Below are 19,763 nucleotides of genomic sequence, written 5' to 3' on the forward strand. Positions count from 1 at the left end.
GGGTGGGCCCGCCTCAGGCCCCGCCGAGCAGGTCCTCGAACGACGGCACGGCGTCGTACAGCCCGCCGCGTGCGGCGCGCTGCCGGCCCGCGACGCGCTCGGCGAGCTCGGCGGCCGCGCGGCGCACGCGCTCGGGCAGCGGCTTGACGTCGTCGTCGCCGGCCTCGGCCCAGTCGTCCGTCGCCGCGAACACCGTGGTCGGCACGACGTCGGCGCGCAGGTACGCGAACACCGGGCGCATCGCGTGCTCGAGCACGAGCGAGTGCCGCGACGTGCCGCCCGTCGCGCCGAGCAGCACGGGCGTGCCCTGCAGCGCGTCGGTGTCCAGCACGTCGAGGAACGACTTGAACAGGCCCGCGTAGGACGCGGTGAACACGGGCGAGACCGCGATGACGCCGTCGGCGCCCGCGACGGCGGCCTGCGCGGCCGCGAGGTCGGGGCGCGCGTAGCCGGTGAGCGTCATGTCGACGACGTCGTGCGCGAGGCCGCGCAGCTCGACGACCTCGAGGGTCGTGTCGATGCCGCGCGCCGTGAGGTCGGCGACGGTCGCCTCGGCGAGGCGGTCGGCCAGCAGCCGTGTCGACGACGGCTGGGACACGCCACCCGAGACGACGACGATCGAACGGGACGTCATGGGGGTCCTCCTGGGACGGGGTACGTCCACGCTGCCACCGGGGGTGCCGGTGCGCGCGGCGGGCTGGATCGCCCTCTCGCGGGGGTGGTGGGGGTGGGGCTGGATCGCCCTCTCGCGCGCGGGGTGGGCGAGCGGGGCTCGTCCGGTGACGCGCGGGAGGGCGATCCGGTGCCGTCAGGAGACCGTGACCGCGTCGGCGGCGTCGGTGTCGTCCTCGGCCGTGCGGCCGGTCCAGTGGTCGGCGGCCGCGGCCTGCTGCTGGTGCACCTTGCCCGCGGCTCGGGCGGCGGCGACGCGCTCGGCGTGCGACGGCGGGTCCGACGGCACGTCGGCGGGGCGGCGGGACTCGGCCTCGGCGCGCAGCACCGGCACGACGTCCTCGGCGAGCATGTCGATCTGCTCGAGGACGGTCTTGAGCGGCAGGCCCGCGTGGTCGATGAGGAACAGCTGGCGCTGGTAGTGGCCGACCTGCTCCCAGAAGGCGCCGTAGCGGTCGATGACCTGCTGCGGGCTGCCGACCGTGAGCGGCGTCTCGCGCGTGAAGTCCTCCATCGACGGCCCGTGCCCGTACACGGGCGCGACGTCGAAGTAGGGCTTGAACTCGTTCCACGCGTCCTGGCTGTTCTTGCGCATGAACACCTGGCCGCCGAGGCCGACGATCGCCTGGTCGGCACGGCCGTGGCCGTAGTGCTCGAACCGCTGGCGGTAGAAGTTCACCATCTGCGCGGTGTGCTCCATGGGCCAGAAGATCGCGTTGTGCAGGAACCCGTCGCCGTAGTACGCGGCCTGCTCGGCGATCTCGGGGGAGCGGATCGAGCCGTGCCACACGAACGGCGCGACGCCGTCGAGCGGGCGCGGGGTGGACGTGAAGCCCTGCAGCGGCGTGCGGAACTTGCCGCTCCAGTCGACGACGTCCTCCTCCCAGAGGCGGCGCAGCAGCGCGTAGTTCTCGATCGCGAGCGGCAGGCCCTGGCGGATGTCCTTGCCGAACCACGGGTAGACGGGCCCGGTGTTGCCGCGGCCCATCATGAGGTCCATGCGGCCGTCGGAGATGACCTGGAGCATCGCGTACTCCTCGGCCAGCCGTACGGGGTCGTTGGTGGTGATGAGCGTGGTCGCGGTCGAGAGCACGATGTTCTTCGTGCGGCCCGCGAGGTAGCCCAGCATGGTCGTCGGCGACGACGGCACGAACGGCGGGTTGTGGTGCTCACCGGTCGCGAACACGTCGAGGCCCGCGGCGTCGGCGTGCTCGGCGATCGTGAGCATCGCGCGCACGCGCTCGGTGTCGTCGGGCGTCCGGCCCGTCGTCGGGTCGGTCGTGACGTCACCGACGGAGAAGATCCCGAACTGCATGGTCCACCTCGCTGTCCGCCGGGCGGCCCTGCCGCCCGGGAGTTCTATGCATTTGCATCGACCGCTCGCCACAACACGGCACCCCCCGCACGTATTCCGCGGCCCTCAGCCGTCCGTCGCGGACGCCGGGTCCGCGGTGCCCGGCGCCGTCGGCGACGGGTCGGGCGCGGGCTCCGACGGGCCGTCGGGCGCCGCCGACGGCGTGGCCGTCACGACCGTCACCCGCAGCTCGACCGCGTCGTGGTCCGTCAGCACCGCCGACGTCCGCCCGACCACCGGCGCCGCGGCCGCGGCGACCAGCAGCGCCACGACCAGCACGAGTCGCACGCGGGCACCGCGGTCGCGGTGGTCCTCACTCGAGGAGGAGCGCATCGAGCTTCCCGTCCTGCGGCGCCTGCCGTCGTCGTCGGTCCTCCCGCCGCCGGCGGTCGTCCAGCACCGACAGGACCTCGAGCGTCGCGAGCGCGAGCAGCGGGGGTCCGAGCAGCATCGCACGTCCGGCCGCCGACGTGGCCCAGGCGAGCGCGCGCCCCCAGCCCTCGTGCACCGACAGCAGCACGCCGCGCACGCGCTCGACCGGCGTCGCGTCCGGGTCGGGGGCGCTGTTCGCGTCGCCCTGCGTACGGATGTACGCGCGCGTCTCCGGCTCGCCCGCGGCGTCCAGCACCGGCGCCTGCCGACCGTCCGTCCCGGGCACCTCGCGCATCACGGGCAGCCGCACGACCTCGACGATCCGGTGCGTCACCAGCTCGGACGAGCCGATCGGCTGGAACGTCACGACGAGCCCGGGCCGCAGCTCCGAGGCGTCACCGACCGCGCGCAGCACCACGACGTCACCCGCCGAGAACCGCGGCTCCATCGACCCCGACGTCACGATCAGCAGGCGCTGGTCCCGCGCCTGGAACCACAGCGGCACGACCGTCGCCGCGACGAACCCCGTCACGCCCAGCACGACGACCGTCCACAGCAGCGCCGTGACCGCGCGCCGCGCCCACGGCGCCCGCGGACGCCGGTGCGCGGGCGCCGCCACGCGCGGCGCCCGGCGCTCGACGAACGGCTGCGGCCGTGTGCGCGGCGTCATGGTGGGCGAGGTCAGGAGTTGTTCACCGTCTGCTCGGAGTCGAACTGCAGCGAGATCGCGACGGCCGTCTGCTGGTACCGGTCGTCGGTGCCCGACGACACGCCGCTCGCGGGGTCGCCGTCGGCCATGTCGAGCCGCACGCACAGCGCGTCGACGCCGGTCGCACCGGGCCCGACCTGCCGGTCGCCCGGCTGCGCCCCGCGCTCGGGGCTGCCCACGATCGCCGTCATCGTCGCGGGCAGACCCTGGCCCGTGTCGCCCAGCGCACCCTCGGGCGCGGTCGGCACGCTCAGCGCCGAGCAGCCCGCCGCGGGCGCCTCGTACACGCGCAGCCGCAGCGCCTCGCGCAGGTCGCCGTCGCCCAGCGCACCGCCGGCCGGCGTCGCGACCTCCGCCGCGACCGAGACCGCGTAGCGCAGGTTGAGAGACCCGTCGTTGCGGACCGTCACGGGCGCCACGGCCCACCCGCCGGGCGCGAGCAGCTCGTCGGGCACCGTGAACTCCACCGGCTCGCCCGGGGCCGTCAGCACGACCGAGCCGGTCGTGATGCCGCTGCTCACGGTGTCCTGGTCGGTGAAGACCGCGGCGGTCGTGAGGGACGTGACGCCGACCCCGGCGAGCACGAGGATCGCGCCCGTCGCCCACAGCCGACGACGTCGCAGGACGTCCTCGCGCGCGGGAGCGGGGTCGATCATCTCCTCGAGGATCTCGTCCATCATGAGCGGGCCTTCCGGTCGAGCGGGGGCGAATCCGGCGTCGGGTGCGTGAGGAAGCACGCGTGCTCCTCGGCAGTCATCGGCAGCGGCGCGGCCGACCTGAGGCATCATGCCGTGAGTTCACCCGGTCGGGTGACTCCGTCCGGGTGCGGGCCGTGCGTGTCGGCCACACCGACCTGCGCGATGGCCTCGGCCGGCGCGGGTCGCGCCCACAGGAACCCCTGCGCCTGGTCCACGCCGAGCCGCGTCAGCACGCGCGCCGTGCCCGCGTCCTCGACGCCCTCGGCCACCACGTCGAGCCCGAAGGAGTGCGCGAGGTCGACCATCGCCTGCACGACCACCTCGGACCCGTCGCGACCCTGCTCTCCGAGGTCGGAGATGAACACGCGGTCGATCTTCAGCGTGTCCACGGGCAGGTCGCGCAGCTGCGAGATCGACGTGGTGCCGGTGCCGAAGTCGTCGATCGCGACCCGCACGCCCAGCGCGTGCAGCCGCTGCAGCACCGGCACGACGCGTGAGGTGTCCGCCACCAGCGCGGTCTCGGTGATCTCGACCTCGAGCAGTCGCGCGGGGACGGCGTGCTCGGCCAGCAGGTGCTCGATGGTGGCGACCACGTCGGGCGTCGTGACGTCGTGCGCCGACAGGTTGACCGCCACCGGCAGGTCACGCCCCTCGGCCTCCCACCGCGCGAGCTGCACGACCGTCGCCTCGAGCGCGAACCGCGTCACGTCGTGGATCAGGCCGGACTGCTCGGCGATCGGCACGAACGCCGACGGCGCGAGCACGCCGCGCGTCGGGTGCGACCAGCGGATCAGCGCCTCGTACCCGACGACGCGGTCGGTGCCGAGGTCGAGCTTCGGCTGGTAGTGCATGACGAGCTGGGCCGCGGCGGGGCGCCCGGCGGGTGCGTCGCCGCGGCCGTCCGGGCCCGAGGCGCGGCCCGCCGCGAGCAGCTGCTGCTCGGTGCGCCGCGCCGCGCGCGACGCCGCGAGGGCCTGGTGCAGCTCGCCCAGCAGCACCAGGCGCGTCGGCGACGAGTCGTCGGTGTCCGGGGAGTACACGGCGACACCCGTGCGGTGGTGCTTCGCGGCGTACATCGCGACGTCGGCCGTCCGCATGAGCGACGACGCGTCGTCGGCGTGGTCCGGCAGGCACGCGACGCCGATCGAGGTGTCGATGTGCAGCGTCATGTCGCCGATCTCGAACGGCCGCGCGAACAGCTGCCGCACGCGGCCCGCGAGGCGCTCGGCGTTCGCCACGGACCGCACGTCCGGCAGCAGGACGGCGAACTCGTCGCCGCCGAGGCGCGCGACCACGTCCTCCTCGCGCAGCGACTCCCGCAGCCGCTGCGCGACCTGCTCGAGCAGCGTGTCGCCGTGGTCGTGGCCCAGCGTGTCGTTGATGTCCTTGAACCGGTCGATGTCGAGCAGGATCAGCCCGACGCGCCCGCCGTCCTCCTCCGCGCGCAGGATCGCGCGGCGCATCTGGTCGCCCAGCAGGCGGCGGTTCGGCAGCCCCGTGAGCGAGTCGAGCATCGCGAGCCGCGCGTTCTCCAGCGCCGTGCTGCGCAGCCGCCGCGACGTGGTCCCCACGATCCGGAACAGCAGGAGCCACAGCACCACGAGACCGCCCGCCACCGCGAGCGTCACGGTGCGCGACGTGCGCGCGAGCGTCGCCTGCGTCTCGGTGTGGTCCAGCACGACCTCGGCGACCCCGACGGGCTGCCCCGCCGAGCCGCCCGTGGGCACCGCGTCGTCCGCGGTGTCGTCGGGCAGCACGGGCACGTACACGTCGAGGACCGTGAGCCGCTGGGGCTCGGTGCCCGTGCCGCGGCGCACGTCCTCCTGGACGACGGGGTCCGGCGCGCCGGTCGACATCGCGGCCGCGAAGCGCTCGGAGTGCGGCAGGCCGCTCGTGGTCCCCGGGTCGGACGAGTACATGAGACGGCCGTCGAGGCCCCACAGCCGCAGCTCGACCAGGCGCTCGTCGAACGCGCTCGTGCGCGCCGCGATGGCCGCGGTCTCGTCGGGCGACGCGACGCCCGTGACGAACGAGCCGGCCGCGACGCCGCCGGCCGCGTAGCGCGCCACCACGGCGGCCATCGAGGTGCCGTCGCCGACGGCCTGCGCGCGCATCTGCTGCGCCGTGAGGGTCACGAGGGCGACGCCGAGCGCGACCATGCCGACGAGGCTGACCAGCGCGAACGAGCGCGTGAGGCTGCCACGGCGCCGTGAGCGTTGCGACACGGCCCCTCCCCGGCGCGTCGGCGCGACGCCCCCGGCCGGGGACGTCCCGGACAGAGTAGGACGTCCGACCTGATTCGGTCCGACCCGCCGCGCGGCGTCCGCGTGTCGTGTCGCGGCGGCCCGGGAACGCGCGGGCGCGCCCGGGTGTTGTGCGTGGTGCGACCGCACCCGCGGGACGCGCCCCACGACCCCAGGGAGCTGTGGTGACCGACCGGTACCCCGTGACCAAGTCCGACGACCAGTGGCGTCTCGAGCTCGAGCCGCAGGAGTTCGCGGTCCTGCGGCGCGCGGGCACCGAGCGCGCGTGGACCGGCGCGCTGCTCGACGAGCACCGCGAGGGCGTCTACCGCTGCCGCGCGTGCGGCAACGAGCTGTTCCGCTCCGACACCAAGTTCGACTCGCACTGCGGCTGGCCGAGCTTCTTCTCGCCGCTCGCGGGCGACCGCGTCGAGCTGCTGACCGACACGTCGCACGGCATGGTCCGCACCGAGGTGCGGTGCGCGCGCTGCGGCTCGCACCTGGGGCACGTCTTCGACGACGCGCCGCAGACGCCCACGGGCGACCGGTTCTGCATGAACTCGGTGAGCCTGACGTTCGAGCCCGCGGCCGAGAGCACGACGGACGCCCGTCCGTGAAGGGACCGGTCGGGTGACGACACACGCCCGACACGCCGGTCCGGGGTGAAGTCCCCCGGAGGCGGGACTGAAGTCCACGAGCCGCAGTGCCGATAATGCGGACGTGGACGAGGTCCTGACCGTTCGACGGTGGCGGAGGTACGGTGCCGACCGTCTCTACGTCACGCACGAGACCGGTGCGCGGGTGGGCTCCGTCGACCTGCAGTCGGGCGAGGTGGTCGCCGACGACCCCGTGCTCGAGGCCCGCGTGCGCCGCGCCGCGCAGGCCTACCTGCGGTCCGACGTCCCCGAGCTCGTGCTGCCGGTGACCTCCGAGCTCGCGTCGCTCGACGCGCTCGAGGGGCTCGGCACGGGCCTCGAGGCGTGGCTGGGCGACGTGCGCGACGGCGCGCGCTCCGACCACGGCCTGCGCGGCAGCCCGCTGGGGGTGCGGCTCGAGCGCCTGGCCGACGACGGCTGGGAGACCGTGCACGACGTGCCGCTGGGCCGGCAGGGCTCGGTGATCGAGCACCTGCTGGTGGGCCCGGGCGGCATCTGGACGGTCTCGGAGCGGCGGCACCCGGGGAGCCGGGTGCGGGTCGCGGCGCGCACGATGCACGTCGACGGGCGGGCGGTGACCTACCTGCGGGACGCACGGCTCGAGGCGGCGCGCGTGCAGGGCCTGCTGCAGTCGGTGGGGTGCGCCGGGGTGCACGTGCGGGCCGCGCTCGTCGTCACGGGTGACCTCGAGCGCGACGCGCACCACCCGCCGCAGGACGCGCTCGTGGTCGCGCGGCACGAGGTGCCGAACGTGTTCCGGCGCATGCACCCGCACGTCGACGCCGCGCGCGTGAAGGCCATCGCCGGGCTCGCGCGGCGGCGCACGACGTGGGCCCGCTGACCGCTGGTCCGTGGGCGTGCCGTGCTGCGCGAGGATGGGGCGATGAGCGACGACCCGGTGCTGCGCGTCGAGCGTGAGCTCGGCCTGTTCATGCGGCGGGCGCGGGCCGCGTCGGCGGGCGTCGCGCGCAGCGTGCACCCCGACCTCGACCCGTCGGCGTACCAGCTGCTCGCGACGGTCGCCCGCACGCCGGGCACGCGCGCGAGCGACCTCGCGGACCTGCTGGGCGTGGGGCGCGGCACCATGTCGCGGCAGGTCGCGCGGCTCGAGCGGCTCGGGCTCGTCACGCGCGCGGCGGACCCGCACGACTCGCGGAGCCACCCGCTCGTGCTGACCGACGAGGGTGAGCGCCGGCTGGAGCACGCGCGCGCGGGACGGCAGGAGTACATGCGTCGCTCGCTCGACGCCTGGCGGGCGGACGAGCTCGCGCAGCTCGCGGACCTCATGGCGCGGCTCAACGACGACCTCGTGCGGCACGGCGAACGGCAGACGCCCGCCCCGGACGGTCCCTGAGGGGTCGTCGGGACGGGCGTCGCGCGCGGTGGTGCCGCGGCCCGTGGGCTCAGGACGCCGCGGCAGGCTCCTGCTGCGCGGCCTGGGCCGCGAGCCGCTGCTCGACGCCCGACGCGTGGCCGAGCGGCACCTCGCGCAGCGCGAGCACGGCGACGAGCGCGAGCAGCGCGATCGGCGCGCCGACGAGGAACAGCTCGGACACGCCGATGCCGAACGCGTGCTCGACGACCTGGCGCACCGGGCCGGGGAGCGTCGCGAGGTCGGGCAGCGTGCTGGTGCCGCTCGACCCCATCGCGGCGGGGTCGATGCCGATGCCCGTGAGGCCGTCGACCATGAGGTGCTGCACGCGGTTGGACAGCAGCGCCCCGAGCGCCGAGACGCCGATCGCGCCGCCGAGCGTGCGGAAGAACGCGACGGTCGCGGTGCCGGCGCCCATCTCGGTGATGGGCAGCGTGTTCTGCGTCGCGAGGACGAGGTTCTGCATGAGCATGCCGACGCCCACGCCGACGACGAGCATGTAGCCGCCGACGAGCACGAAGCTCGTGGTCTCGTCGATCGTGCCCATGAGGCCCAGGCCGCCCGTGAGGAGCACGGCGCCGGCCACCATGATCGCCTTGTAGCGGCCGGTGCGCGTGATGCGGCGACCCGACAGCGTCGAGGACAGGAACACGCCGAGGACCATGGGGATGGTCAGCAGGCCGGACTGCGTGGGGGTCTTGCCGCGCGCGAGCTGCATGTACTGCGACAGGAAGACCTGCGTGCCGAACAGCGCGATGCCGACGGCGACGGACGCGAGGACCGTGAGCACGACCGTGCGGTTGCGGAACAGGTGCAGCGGGATGATCGGCTCGGCGGCGCGCTGCTCGACCAGGATCACGCCGACGACGCCCAGCAGGGCCCCGCCGACCATGACGGCCGTCTGCCAGGACAGCCAGTCGAACGACTGCCCGGCGAACGTGACCCACAGCAGGAGCGTCGCGACGGACGCGGACAGCAGGACGGCGCCGGCCCAGTCGATGCGCACGCGGCGCCGGGCGGTGGCGGGCAGGTGCAGCGTGCGCTGCAGCACGACGATCGCGGCGATCGCGAACGGCAGGCCGACGAAGAAGTTCCAGCGCCACCCGGCCGCGTCGGTGATGACGCCGCCGAGCAGCGGGCCGCCGACCATGCCGACGGCCATGACGGCGCCCATGAGGCCCATGTACCGGCCGCGCTCGCGCGGGCTGATGATGTCGGCGATGAGGACGGTGCCGAGCGCGGTGAGGCCGCCGGCGCCGATGCCCTGCAGGGCGCGCATGCCGATGAGCATCTCGGTGGTGTGCGAGAACCCGGCGAGCGCCGAGGACACGACGGACACGACGAGCGCGATCTGCACGAGCAGCTTGCGGTCGACGAGGTCGGCGAGCTTGCCCCAGATGGGCGTCGAGACGGTCGTGGTGAGGAGGGTCGCGGTGACGACCCAGGTGAAGGCGGACTGGCTGCCGCCGAGGTCGGTGATGATGCGGGGCAGGGACGTGGACACGACGCTCGTCGCGAGGATCGAGACGAACATGCCCAGGAGGATCCCGGACAGGGCCTCGAGGACCTCGCGGTGCGTCATGGCCCCGCTGGGGGAGTCGGCGGCGGTGCCGTCGACGGTGCTGCTGGTGCTGCTCACGTGGGGGTGCTCGCTTCCGGGCGCGGGGACGGGGGTGACCGGGCGTCGTCGGCGGTCGGGAGCCGTCGCGGGCGGTGCTGGAGCCGGGCGCGACGGTTGCTCGGGGCAACTCTACGACGGGTCGTTACCTCGGGCAACAGTTCAGGGGGGTGACGTGTTCCGCCCCGGGTGCGACGTACGTCGCACCCGGGGCGGAGAGAGCGGGGCCGGACGTGCCGTCGTCAGGCCGACGCGCGGCGCGACCGCCGCTCGACCTGCAGGCCCTCCATGTCCTCGAGCTCGACCCCCTTGGTCTCCGGGACCTTGGTGAGCACGAAGACGAACGACAGCAGCGCGAACGCCGCGTACATCGCGTACGGCACCGACGCGCCGAACCGGTCCAGCAGCTCGGGGAACGACAGCGTGATGACGAAGTTCGCGATCCACTGCGCGGACGCCGCGACGCCCAGGGCCGCCGCGCGGATCCGGTTCGGGAACATCTCGCCCAGCAGCACCCACACCAGCGGGCCCCACGTCGCACCGAAGAACACCACGAACGCGTTCGCCGCGACCAGCGCGATCACGCCCCACGAGCCGTCCAGGCTGACGTTCTCGCCCGTGCCCGTCGCCTGCGTGAACGCGACCGCCATGGTGCCGAGCGCGAGCGTCATGCCCGCCGAGCCGATCAGCAGCAGCGGGCGCCGCCCCACCTTGTCGATGAGCGCGATCGCGATGAACGTCACCACGACGTTCGTCACGGCCGTGATCGTCGAGATGAGGAACGACTGGCTCTCGGCGAACCCGACCGCCTGCCACAGCGTCGTCGAGTAGTAGAAGATCACGTTGATCCCGACGAACTGCTGGAACACCGACAGCAGGATGCCGACCCACACGACCGGCAGCAGCCCCAGCGCCGGGCCGCGCAGGCTCGCCTGCTGCGCGAGCGCCTCGTCCTTGCGGATCGTCTGCTCGATCTGCTCGACGCGCTGCTCCGGGTCCTCCTCGGCGCCCAGCACGTCCGCCAGCACCGCGCGCGCCTCGTCGCGGCGGCCCTGCGCCACGAGGTACCGCGGCGACTCGGGGATGCGCAGCGCGAGCACGCCGTAGACCACCGCGGGCACGACGCACACCAGGAACATCCAGCGCCAGGCCTCGAGACCCAGCCACAGCTCGTTCGCCGCGCCGCCCGCCGACGTCGCGAGCAGCTGGTCCGACAGCAGCGCCGCGAAGATGCCGAGCGTGATCGCGAGCTGCTGCAGCGACCCGAGCCGCCCGCGCATCGACGCCGGCGCGATCTCCGCGATGTACGCGGGCGCGATCACCGACGCGATGCCGATGCCGACACCCGCCATGACGCGCCAGATCGCCAGGTCCCACGCCGCGAACGCGAACGCCGAGAGCACCGACGACACGAAGAACAGCACGGCGCCCAGCACCATGACGCGCGTGCGGCCCCACCGGTCCGAGAGCCGCCCGCCCAGCCACGCGCCCGCCGCCGACCCGAGCAGCGCCACCGCGACCACCAGGCCCGTGACGACGCCCGACAGCTCGAACTGCCCCTGCACCGCCTCGACCGCACCGTTGATGACCGAGCTGTCGAAGCCGAACAGGAAGCCGCCCACCGCGGCGGCGACCGCGAGCGCGACCGCCTTGCCCTTGTGCCTCGACGCCCCGGGCGTGCCGCCCGGCCCCTGCGCCGCCGACGAGTCCGTCATGGCCAGCACGCTCCGTTCCGTCCGGGGCCGTCCCGGTCGTTCTCACTGTGAACCCGCCGTGCACGCGTCGCACCCGGAGCGCGGCGGTGCGACGGACGTCACGTGCCCGCCGGGACGGGGCGGCGGGTGGTGGGCGAGCCGCGGGCGGGGGATCATGCCGCGATGAGCACGGACGGCACGGCAGGCACCGGCGGCACGAGCGGCGGCAGCGGCGGCGGCACGGGCGGCGGGCGACGCCACCACCGCCCGATCGTGGTCGACCCCGCGCTCGCGGACGAGCTGCCGGGCCCGCTCGACCCCGCGCTGCGCGACGAGATCGCGCACACCACGGCCGCCGCGCTGGTCCGGCACGGGCGCGCGACGCAGGACCCGCAGGTCGTCGAGCGGCTCGTCGCGCTCGTCGAGACCGAGGGGCTCGACGTCGTCGCGGCGATGTGGTCCGACTGCCCGGCCGACACGCTGCCCGGCGCGCTGTGGCGGCTGTACGTGCTGCGCGAGTGGGTGCGTCGCGACCCGGGCACGGTCGCCGACCGGTACCGCCAGGGCGTCGCGGCCGCACCCGTGCACGACGCCGTCGCGGGCGTCGTCGACCAGCCCGGACCGCAGGACGTCCGCACGGTCGCCGACGCCGTGCTCTCGGGCGTCTACACGGGCGACCTCGCGGTCGCGCTCGAGCGTGCGGCCGCGTTCTGCCAGGTCCTGGCCACGGGCGCGGCGTTCGACGCCGACCACCTCGACGTCGTCGACCCCGCCGCCGCGCACCGCCAGACCCGCGGCGCCGCGTCGCTCGTGCGCACCGCCGAGGAGCTCGCGCACGCCGCGCAGCTGTGGCGGGCCGACCGGCTCGAGTGACGCGCCGCTCGCCGCGGGGCCGCGCCGAGCCCGTGCGTCGTGCGTGACGCCGCGTAGACTGGACGGGCGACGCCGGGTCGCGGTAGCCCCGGGCTCCATCATCAGCCGCTACGAGCGGCCACGCGCCGAGAGGCGCTCCCGGCCCGGCGTCGTTCACCTCACACCGAGCGCACAGGGGCGTGCGACCTCGGTCCGGCGCACCTGCCGTTCACCGCCCGTTAGGCTGTTGGCGCCCCGGTTCCCGGGGGACACACCGTCGAACGACCCGGAGCCCTCCGTGCGCCTGCGCATCACACCGCGCGACACCCAGTACTTCGACCTCTTCGCCGCTTCCGCGTCCCACCTCGTGACGGGCGCGAACCTGCTGGCCGAGATGCTCGGAGCCGACCGCGCGACCCGCAAAGAGATCAACAAGCGGATGGCGGAGGCCGAGCACGCCGCCGACGACGCGACCCACACGATCATGCGTCGCCTCAACCAGACGTTCGTGACGCCGTTCGACCGCGACGACATCTACGACCTCGCGTCGAGCCTCGACGACTGCATGGACTACATGGACGAGGCGTCCGACCTCATCGTCCTGTACAAGGTCGAGGAGCTGCCCGCGCGCGTCTCCGACCAGGTCCAGGTGCTCCAGCGCGCCGCCGAGCTCACGGCCGAGGCCATGCCCCGCCTGCGCTCGATGGACTCGCTGCAGGAGTACTGGGTCGAGGTGAACCGCCTCGAGAACCAGGCCGACAAGTCGCACCGCAAGCTGCTCGCGCAGATGTTCGACGAGATCTCCGACCCGATCCTGCTGATGAAGCTCAAGGAGATCGTGGAGAAGCTCGAGGACGCCGCCGACGCGTTCGAGAAGGTCGCGAACACGGTCGAGACGATCGCGCTCAAGGAGTCCTGAGCCCCCGTGGAACCTGTGCTCGTCGTCTTCGTCGTCGCGCTCGCCCTCGGGTTCGACTACACGAACGGCTTCCACGACGCCGCCAACGCCATCGCCACGTCGGTCTCGACGCGGGCGCTGACGCCGCGCGCGGCGCTCCTCATGGCCGCGGTCATGAACTTCACCGGCGCGCTGCTGGGCACCGAGGTCGCCGAGACCATCGCGACCTCCATCGTCGACCTGCAGGACGCACCGTCGCACTCGGCGCTCGTCGTCATCGTGTGCGCGCTGGTCGGCGCGATCGCGTGGAACCTCGTGACCTGGTGGTTCGGCCTGCCCTCGTCGTCGACGCACGCCCTCATCGGCGGTCTCGTCGGCGCGGGCCTCGCCGCCGGGTTCGGGATCTACGGCTCGGCGATCGTCGACAAGGTCGTCCTGCCGATGGTCTTCTCGCCGATCATCGGGTTCGGTCTCGCGTTCCTCGCGATGGCCGGCCTGCTGTGGCTGATCCGCAACCGCCCGCCGACCCGCGTCAACCGGCGCTTCCGGTTCGCGCAGACCGTCTCGGCCGCCGCCATGGCGCTCGGGCACGGCCTGCAGGACGCGCAGAAGACCATGGGCGTCATCTACCTCGCGCTCCTCACCGCCAACTGGGCGGACCCGGAGGCAGGCATCCCGCTGTGGGTCAAGCTCGCCGCGGCCGCCGCGATCTCGCTCGGCACCTACGCGGGCGGGTGGCGCATCATGCGCACGCTCGGCCGCAAGATCATCGAGCTCGACCCCGCGCGCGGGTTCGTCGCCGAGTCGGTCTCCGCGGTGGTCCTCTACGTCAACGCGTTCGCGCTGCACGCGCCCGTGTCGACCACCCACACGATCACGTCCGCGATCATGGGCGTCGGCGCCACCAAGCGGCTCTCGGCCGTGCGGTGGGGCGTCGCCAAGAACATCGCCGGCGCGTGGATCCTCACGATCCCGGCCGCCGCGCTCGTCGCGGCCGTCGTGTTCTGGATCATCCACCCGATCCTGGGCTGAGCCCGCACGCCCGACGCCCCGGTGCCGCACGGCACCGGGGTGTCGTCGTGCTCGCGGTCGGCCCGGCCCGGCGGTGCCGGCTCGCCCCGGCTGGGTCAGTCCGCGCCGGCGGGGGACCGGTGCCGCTCGACCCCCACCACGCGCGTGCCCCGGCGGGTCCGTGCGGCGTGCGCGACGAGCACCTCGCCGGGGGCGAGGAACGGGTTCTCGCGCGGCAGCGCGTCGGCCACCGCCCGGCGGCTCTGCACCTCCAGCACGTCGAGCACGGTCGGCAGCACCGGCCGGTGCGTGCACAGCACGGTGTCGCGCCGCGCCTCGAGCGCGTCCGCCACGATCGCCGCGACCCGCGCGGGGGACTCGTCGTGACGGGCCTCCGTCAGGCCGTCGGCCACCTCGGGGGTCACGCCCGCGGCCTGCGCGTAGGGCGCCACCGTCGTCGCGCACCGCTCCCAGCGGCTCGTCACGACCTGCTCGACGCCGAACGCCGCGAGCAGGGGCGTCAGCGTCGCGGCCTGCCGCAGGCCCAGCCCGGTGAGCGGACGGTCGTCCTCCGTGCCACCCCACAGGGCCCGCTTGCGGGCCTGCCCGTGCCGCGCCACCACGAGCGCACGCGTGTCCAGCCGGTCCTTCGCGTACGCCTCGACGAGCGCGTCGAGCGGGCGACGGTCGTCGCGGCGCGTCAGCCGGCGCGCGGCCTGCGCGGTGTCGAACCACTCCCAGTGGTCGATCTCGGAGCGGTCGGCGTGCGGCACGGGCGGGCGCGCGCGCAGCGGCACGTCGTCGCCGCGGCCCGCGACGCGCGCGGCCCAGTAGTGCACGACCTTGCGGCGCCCGTCGGACAACGCGTACCGCAGGCCCGGCAGCGGCAGGCCGAGCACCACGGCCATGCCCGTCTCCTCCTCGACCTCGCGCACGGCCGCGACCGGCGGGACCTCGCCCGGGTCGAGCTTGCCCTTGGGCCACGACCAGTCGCGGTACCGCGGGCGGTGCACGAGCGCGACCTGCAGGCGTCCCGCGCGCACGCGCCACACGAGCGCGCCCGCCGCCTCGACGGGATCCGGTGCCCCGGCCCTCACCGGGGGGCGCCCGGCCGGCGCTTCTGGCGCTGGACGAGCACCTCCTGCAGGTCGACCAGCGGGCCGTCGGGGCCGCGGTGGTGCCGCACCCAGACGCCGTCCGGGCCGAGGTGCCACGACGACGTGCCGTCGTCCATGGTCTCGTCGAGGTACTCGACGAGCTCGGTCACGTGCGCGGGCTCAGCGACCCGCACGAGCGCCTCGACGCGGCGGTCCAGGTTGCGGTGCATGAGGTCGGCCGAGCCGATGAACACCTCGGGGCCCTCGAACCCGTCGCCGTCGGCGGGTGTCGCGTGCGCGAACGCGAACACCCGCGAGTGCTCGAGGAACCGGCCGAGGATCGACCGCACCCGGATCGTCTCCGACAGGCCCGGCACGCCCGGGCGCAGCGCGCAGATGCCTCGCACGTTGATGTCGACCGGCACGCCCGCCTGCGACGCGCGGTACAGCGCGTCGATCGTCGCCTCGTCGACCATCGAGTTGACCTTGATCTTGATCCACGCGGGCTCGCCGCGGCGCGCCGCCTCGGCCTCGCGCTCGATGCGCTCCAGCAGCCCCGTGCGCACCGAGCGCGGCGCGACGAGCAGCCGGTGGAACCGCGACTTCGGCGCGTAGCCCGACAGCTGGTTGAACAGCCGCGTGAGGTCCTGGCCCACGTCCGGGTCGGCCGTCAGCAGCCCCAGGTCGGTGTACAGCCGCGCGGTCTTCGGGTGGTAGTTGCCCGTGCCGACGTGGCTGTAGCGGCGCAGCCCGTCGGACTCCTGCCGCACCACGAGCGACAGCTTGCAGTGCGTCTTCAGCCCGACGATCCCGTACACGACGTGCACGCCCGCCTGCTCGAGCTTGCGGGCCCACGAGATGTTGTTCTGCTCGTCGAACCGCGCCTTGATCTCGACGAGCGCGAGCACCTGCTTGCCGGCCTGCGCCGCGTCGATGAGCGCGTCGACGATCGGCGAGTCGCCCGACGTCCGGTACAGCGTCTGCTTGATCGCGAGCACGTGCGGGTCCGCCGCCGCCTGCTCGAGGAACGTCTGCACCGACGTCGAGAACGAGTCGTACGGGTGGTGCAGCAGGATGTCGCGCGCCCGGATCGCCGCGAACACGTCGGTCGGCGTGGCCGACTCCACCTCGGCGAGGTGGCGGTGCGTCGCCGGGACGAACTTCGGGAACTGCAGCTCGGGCCGGTCGAGGTCGGCCACGAGGTTGAGGCCCGTGTGGTCGAGCGGTGCGGGCAGCTCGTACACGTCGTCCTCGGACATGCCGAGCTCGCGGACCAGGAGCTTGCGCACGCGCGGGCTGATGCCCTCGGCGAGCTCGAGCCGCACGGGAGGCCCGAACCGGCGCCGCAGCAGCTCCTTCTCCATGGCCTTGAGCAGGTTCTCGGCGTCGTCCTCCTCGACCTCCACGTCCTCGTTGCGCGTGACGCGGAACGTGTGGAACTCGCGGACCTCCATGCCGGGGAACAGCGCGTCGAGGTGCTGGGCGATGACGTCCTCGACCGGCACGAACGACATGGGCCCGCGCTCGGGCGCCGCCGTCGCGTGGTCCGGGGCCGAGGGGCGGCCCGCCGCGTCGACCGCGATGTACCGCGGCAGCAGCGGCGGCACCTTGACGCGCGCGAAGTGCTCCTTGCCGCTGGCCGGGTTGACGACGCTCACCGCGAGGTTGAGCGACAGCCCCGAGATGTACGGGAACGGGTGCGCGGGGTCCACCGCGAGCGGCGTCAGGACCGGGAAGATCTGCCGGCGGAAGAACTTGTGCAGACGGTCCTGCTCGCCGTCGCCCAGGTCGTCCCAGCGCACGATCGTGATGCCCTCGGCCGCGAGCGCCGGCTGCACGTCCTGCGCGAAGACCCGCGCGTGCCGCTCCATGAGCTCGTGCGCGCGCTCGCTGATCGCCTCGAGCACCTGCCGCGGCGACAGCCCCGACGCCGCCGTGACCGCGATGCCCGTCGCGATGCGCCGCTTGAGGCCCGCGACGCGCACCATGAAGAACTCGTCGAGGTTCGACGCGAAGATCGCCAGGAACCGCACGCGCTCCAGCAGCGGCAGGTCCGCGTCCTCCGCGAGCTCGAGCACGCGCTGGTTGAACGCGAGCCACGACAGCTCGCGGTCGAGGAACCGGTCGTCCGGCAGGGCCTCGTCGACGGGCTGCGGCGCCTCGTCGGGGGTCTCCACGTGCTCGGCGATGCGCTCTGCCAGCGCGGGGTCCATCGCGGGGGCGTCGGTCATGTGCTCATCGTGGCACCGTCCGGTGAACTCGGCGTCTGCTCGCCGTTCACCTCGTCGTCGCCCGCCCGTCGCGCTGCGCGGCGGCCTCCTCGGCGACCGCGGGGACGCCGCGCGGCGGGCTGCCGGGGTCGGGTCCGAACATCACGTCGACGGCGGTGCGCTCGAAGCCCGCACGCCGGTAGGTGTGGATCGCGACGGTGTTCTCCGCACCCGTGTAGAGGATCACCGTCCGCAGCCCGCGGTCCGCGAGGTGCGCGAGCCCGAGCGCCGTCAGCGCGCGCCCCATGCCCAGGCCCTGCGCGTCGGGGTCGACGCCGACGACGTAGATCTCGCCGACCTCCTCGTCGGGCGCACCGTCCGGCGCCTCGCCCGCGGGGTGCACCTTGGTCCACACCGAGCCCAGCAGCTGACCGTCGCGCTCGGCGAGCAGGAACCCCGCGGGGTCGAACCACGGCTCCGCCTCGCGCGCCCGCAGGTCCGCCGACGTCATGCGGCCCTGCTCGGGGTGGTGCGCGAACGCGCGCGCGTTCACCCGCCGCCACGCCTCCTCGTCCTGCCCCGGCACGAACGTCCGCACGTCGACGCCCGCGGGCAGCGTCGGCGTCGTCGGCGGGTGCGCGCGCAGGTCCGTCGCCATGCGCCACAGCTCGCGCACCACCACGAGGCCCGCGCGCGCGGCGGTCGCACGCGCGGCCGGCAGGTCGCCGTGCGCCCACACGTGCAGCCGCCGGTCCGGCACGGCGGCGGCCTCGGCGGTCGCGCGGGCCAGCAGCGCGCGTGCGACGCCGCGACGGCGGTGCGCCGGGTGCACCACGAGCTCGGCGCGCACCGTCGTCGAGCTGCCCACGTCGAGCTGCGCGTAGCCCAGCAGCGGCCCCGGCGCGTCGTCGCCCGTGCCCGGCGCCCGCCGGGCCAGCAGGTGCACGACGCGCGCCTCGTCCTCGGTGAGCCACAGCAGCGGCTGCTCGGACAGCGGGGGCACGCCGTCGTGCTGGGCCGCCGCCTGCGCGAGCGCGCGCACCTCGTCGGCCGGCGCCGGCGTGAGCGGGCCGGAGACGGCCGTGACCAACGTCGGGACCTCGGTGCCGTCGGACGCCATGCGCCCATCCCATCACGGACGGGTGCGCGCGCGGTGGCCCGTCGGGGTGACAGGTGCGGGCCGCGCGGTCCCGCGGGCCGTGCACCCGAGCGGGCGTCCAGGTGCACCGGGTAGCGTGGACGCGCCATGAGCAGCCCCGCCGTCGCCACCGCAGCCCCGGGGGGCCGCCGTGCACGGCGGCGGGCCGACGGGCCCCGCACGGTCGACGTCGACGTGGTCGTCGTCGGCGCCGGGCAGGCCGGGCTGTCGGCCGCGTACCACCTGCACCGCACGGGGCTCGTGCCGGTCGGCACGCGCGGCTGGGAGCGGGCGCGCGGCACGTTCGTCGTGCTCGACGAGAACCCGCGCGCCGGTGGTGCGTGGCAGCACCGGTGGCGCTCGCTGACCATGGCCGACGCGCACCACGTGCACGACCTGCCGGGCATGCCGCTCGCGGTCGTCGACGCCGCCGAGCCCGCCGCCGACGCCGTGCCGTACTACTTCGCGCAGTACGAGGAGGCGTTCGGCCTCAACGTGCAGCGCCCCGTGCGCGTGACGCGCGTGACCCGCGGCGACGACGTGGACGGCGAGCCGCGCTACGCGGTCGAGACGCAGCACGTCGACCACCCCGACGCGCGGGTCGTCTGGTCCGCGCGCGGCGTCGTCAACGCGTCGGGCACGTGGAACCGCCCGTTCTGGCCGAGCTACCCCGGCCGCGCCGACTTCCGAGGCCGGCAGCTGCACGCACGCGACTTCCGCACGGCGCAGGAGCTCGCCGACGGGCACGTCGTCGTGGTGGGCGGCGGGACGTCGGCCGTGCAGCTGCTGCTGCAGGTCGCCGAGGTCACCACGACCACGTGGGTGACGCGCCGCCCGCCGCGGTGGGTGGACGCCGAGTTCACGCCCGAGCTGGGGCGCGAGGCCGTGGCGCGCGTCGAGGAGCGCGTGCGGGCCGGGCTGCCCCCCGAGTCGGTCGTGTCCGTGACGGACCTGCCGCTGACCCCCGCCTACCGCGCGGGCATCGCGTCCGGGGTGCTGCGCGCGCGCCCGGCGTTCTCGCGGATGGTCGCCGACGGCGTCGTGTGGGACGAGGGTGCCGCGACCGGTGCGTGGCGTGCGGCGGCCACGCCCGACGGTGACGAGCGTCCCGACGGTCGGGTCGACGGCGACCGGGGGGTGCGTGGCGACGACGACCCGGGGGCGCGTGG

18 protein-coding genes are annotated in these 19,763 nt (G+C 74.6%); 7 read left to right on the forward strand and 11 right to left on the reverse strand.

Going from position 1 to position 19,763, the window contains the following annotated elements; all coding sequences use genetic code 11:
• Positions 1–13: 13 nt before the first annotated feature.
• From CS2_RS13800 to CS2_RS13825, 6 genes are all read right to left on the reverse strand, one after another.
• Positions 14–634: an FMN reductase gene (locus CS2_RS13800; RefSeq protein WP_046529103.1), complete on the reverse strand. Its 621-nt coding sequence runs from the start codon at positions 632–634 to the stop codon at positions 14–16.
• A gap of 174 nt (positions 635–808) precedes the next feature.
• The gene (locus CS2_RS13805) at positions 809–1,987 is read right to left on the reverse strand and encodes an LLM class flavin-dependent oxidoreductase (RefSeq protein WP_046529102.1); all 1,179 of its coding nucleotides are present in this window, start codon (positions 1,985–1,987) and stop codon (positions 809–811) included.
• 105 nt (positions 1,988–2,092) lie between these two features.
• The gene (locus CS2_RS13810; protein WP_156442143.1) at positions 2,093–2,314 is read right to left on the reverse strand and encodes a hypothetical protein; all 222 of its coding nucleotides are present in this window, start codon (positions 2,312–2,314) and stop codon (positions 2,093–2,095) included.
• A 25-nt stretch (positions 2,315–2,339) separates the two neighbouring features.
• Positions 2,340–3,068 carry a signal peptidase I gene (locus tag CS2_RS13815; protein ID WP_226238913.1) on the reverse strand — a complete coding sequence of 243 codons (729 nt, stop codon included), beginning with the start codon at positions 3,066–3,068 and terminating at the stop codon, positions 2,340–2,342.
• 11 nt (positions 3,069–3,079) lie between these two features.
• Positions 3,080–3,787, reverse strand: coding sequence for a hypothetical protein (locus CS2_RS13820; RefSeq protein WP_156442144.1), 708 nt, complete (start codon positions 3,785–3,787; stop codon positions 3,080–3,082).
• Positions 3,788–3,891: 104 nt separating this feature from the next.
• Positions 3,892–6,030: a putative bifunctional diguanylate cyclase/phosphodiesterase gene (locus CS2_RS13825; protein ID WP_226238914.1), complete on the reverse strand. Its 2,139-nt coding sequence runs from the start codon at positions 6,028–6,030 to the stop codon at positions 3,892–3,894.
• A 203-nt stretch (positions 6,031–6,233) separates the two neighbouring features.
• On the opposite strand from CS2_RS13825, the gene msrB reads away from it, so the two are divergent.
• The 3 genes from msrB to CS2_RS13840 all read left to right on the forward strand — a co-directional run bounded on the left by msrB (position 6,234) and on the right by CS2_RS13840 (position 8,058).
• Positions 6,234–6,665: a peptide-methionine (R)-S-oxide reductase MsrB gene (gene msrB, locus CS2_RS13830; RefSeq protein WP_070320429.1), complete on the forward strand. Its 432-nt coding sequence runs from the start codon at positions 6,234–6,236 to the stop codon at positions 6,663–6,665.
• Between the two features lie 103 nt (positions 6,666–6,768).
• Positions 6,769–7,545: a hypothetical protein gene (locus CS2_RS13835; RefSeq protein WP_046529099.1), complete on the forward strand. Its 777-nt coding sequence runs from the start codon at positions 6,769–6,771 to the stop codon at positions 7,543–7,545.
• Positions 7,546–7,587: 42 nt separating this feature from the next.
• Positions 7,588–8,058, forward strand: coding sequence for a MarR family winged helix-turn-helix transcriptional regulator (locus tag CS2_RS13840; protein ID WP_046529098.1), 471 nt, complete (start codon positions 7,588–7,590; stop codon positions 8,056–8,058).
• Positions 8,059–8,107: 49 nt separating this feature from the next.
• Here the strand turns inward: CS2_RS13840 and CS2_RS13845 are convergent, their stop codons facing one another.
• On the reverse strand, positions 8,108–9,715 hold the full coding sequence (locus CS2_RS13845; RefSeq protein ID WP_046529097.1) for an MFS transporter: 1,608 nt from the start codon (positions 9,713–9,715) through the stop codon (positions 8,108–8,110).
• 221 nt (positions 9,716–9,936) lie between these two features.
• On the reverse strand, positions 9,937–11,409 hold the full coding sequence (locus CS2_RS13850; protein WP_046530755.1) for a sugar porter family MFS transporter: 1,473 nt from the start codon (positions 11,407–11,409) through the stop codon (positions 9,937–9,939).
• A 252-nt stretch (positions 11,410–11,661) separates the two neighbouring features.
• On the opposite strand from CS2_RS13850, the gene CS2_RS13855 reads away from it, so the two are divergent.
• From CS2_RS13855 to CS2_RS13865, 3 genes are all read left to right on the forward strand, one after another.
• On the forward strand, positions 11,662–12,261 hold the full coding sequence (locus CS2_RS13855) for a hypothetical protein (protein WP_046530754.1): 600 nt from the start codon (positions 11,662–11,664) through the stop codon (positions 12,259–12,261).
• A gap of 277 nt (positions 12,262–12,538) precedes the next feature.
• Positions 12,539–13,159: a DUF47 domain-containing protein gene (locus tag CS2_RS13860; RefSeq protein ID WP_046529096.1), complete on the forward strand. Its 621-nt coding sequence runs from the start codon at positions 12,539–12,541 to the stop codon at positions 13,157–13,159.
• Between the two features lie 6 nt (positions 13,160–13,165).
• On the forward strand, positions 13,166–14,170 hold the full coding sequence (locus CS2_RS13865) for an inorganic phosphate transporter (protein WP_046529095.1): 1,005 nt from the start codon (positions 13,166–13,168) through the stop codon (positions 14,168–14,170).
• A gap of 95 nt (positions 14,171–14,265) precedes the next feature.
• On the opposite strand, the gene CS2_RS13870 is transcribed toward CS2_RS13865, so the two are convergent.
• Genes CS2_RS13870 through mshD form a run of 3 tightly spaced genes read right to left on the reverse strand, consistent with a single transcriptional unit; the run spans position 14,266 to position 18,576 of the window.
• Positions 14,266–15,246 carry an NUDIX hydrolase gene (locus CS2_RS13870; RefSeq protein WP_070320426.1) on the reverse strand — a complete coding sequence of 327 codons (981 nt, stop codon included), beginning with the start codon at positions 15,244–15,246 and terminating at the stop codon, positions 14,266–14,268.
• A complete protein-coding gene (locus CS2_RS13875; RefSeq protein WP_070320427.1) occupies positions 15,243–17,477 on the reverse strand; it encodes an RNA degradosome polyphosphate kinase in 2,235 nt (744 codons plus the stop codon). Before CS2_RS13875 ends, CS2_RS13870 begins: the two co-directional genes overlap by 4 nt.
• A 46-nt stretch (positions 17,478–17,523) precedes the next feature.
• Complete coding sequence (gene mshD, locus CS2_RS13880) at positions 17,524–18,576, reverse strand: mycothiol synthase (RefSeq protein WP_070320428.1); 1,053 nt, start codon at positions 18,574–18,576, stop codon at positions 17,524–17,526.
• Between the two features lie 126 nt (positions 18,577–18,702).
• On the opposite strand from mshD, the gene CS2_RS13885 reads away from it, so the two are divergent.
• On the forward strand, positions 18,703–19,763 hold a 1,061-nt coding region (locus tag CS2_RS13885), incomplete at its 3' end, for an NAD(P)-binding domain-containing protein (protein WP_233421192.1).

The organism is Cellulomonas iranensis NBRC 101100 = JCM 18110 (assembly GCF_001552375.1).
Taxonomy (GTDB): Bacteria; Actinomycetota; Actinomycetes; order Actinomycetales; family Cellulomonadaceae; genus Cellulomonas; species Cellulomonas iranensis.

Coding starts and splice junctions, on each gene's coding strand:
- CS2_RS13820 (WP_156442144.1), bottom strand. CDS start 3,787: ATGATGGACGAGATCCTCGAGGAGATGATCGACCCCGCTCCCGCGCGC.
- CS2_RS13840 (WP_046529098.1), top strand. CDS start 7,588: ATGAGCGACGACCCGGTGCTGCGCGTCGAGCGTGAGCTCGGCCTGTTC.
- CS2_RS13805 (WP_046529102.1), bottom strand. CDS start 1,987: ATGCAGTTCGGGATCTTCTCCGTCGGTGACGTCACGACCGACCCGACG.
- mshD (WP_070320428.1), bottom strand. CDS start 18,576: ATGGCGTCCGACGGCACCGAGGTCCCGACGTTGGTCACGGCCGTCTCC.
- CS2_RS13850 (WP_046530755.1), bottom strand. CDS start 11,409: ATGACGGACTCGTCGGCGGCGCAGGGGCCGGGCGGCACGCCCGGGGCG.
- CS2_RS13815 (WP_226238913.1), bottom strand. CDS start 3,068: ATGACGCCGCGCACACGGCCGCAGCCGTTCGTCGAGCGCCGGGCGCCG.
- CS2_RS13800 (WP_046529103.1), bottom strand. CDS start 634: ATGACGTCCCGTTCGATCGTCGTCGTCTCGGGTGGCGTGTCCCAGCCG.
- CS2_RS13875 (WP_070320427.1), bottom strand. CDS start 17,477: ATGACCGACGCCCCCGCGATGGACCCCGCGCTGGCAGAGCGCATCGCC.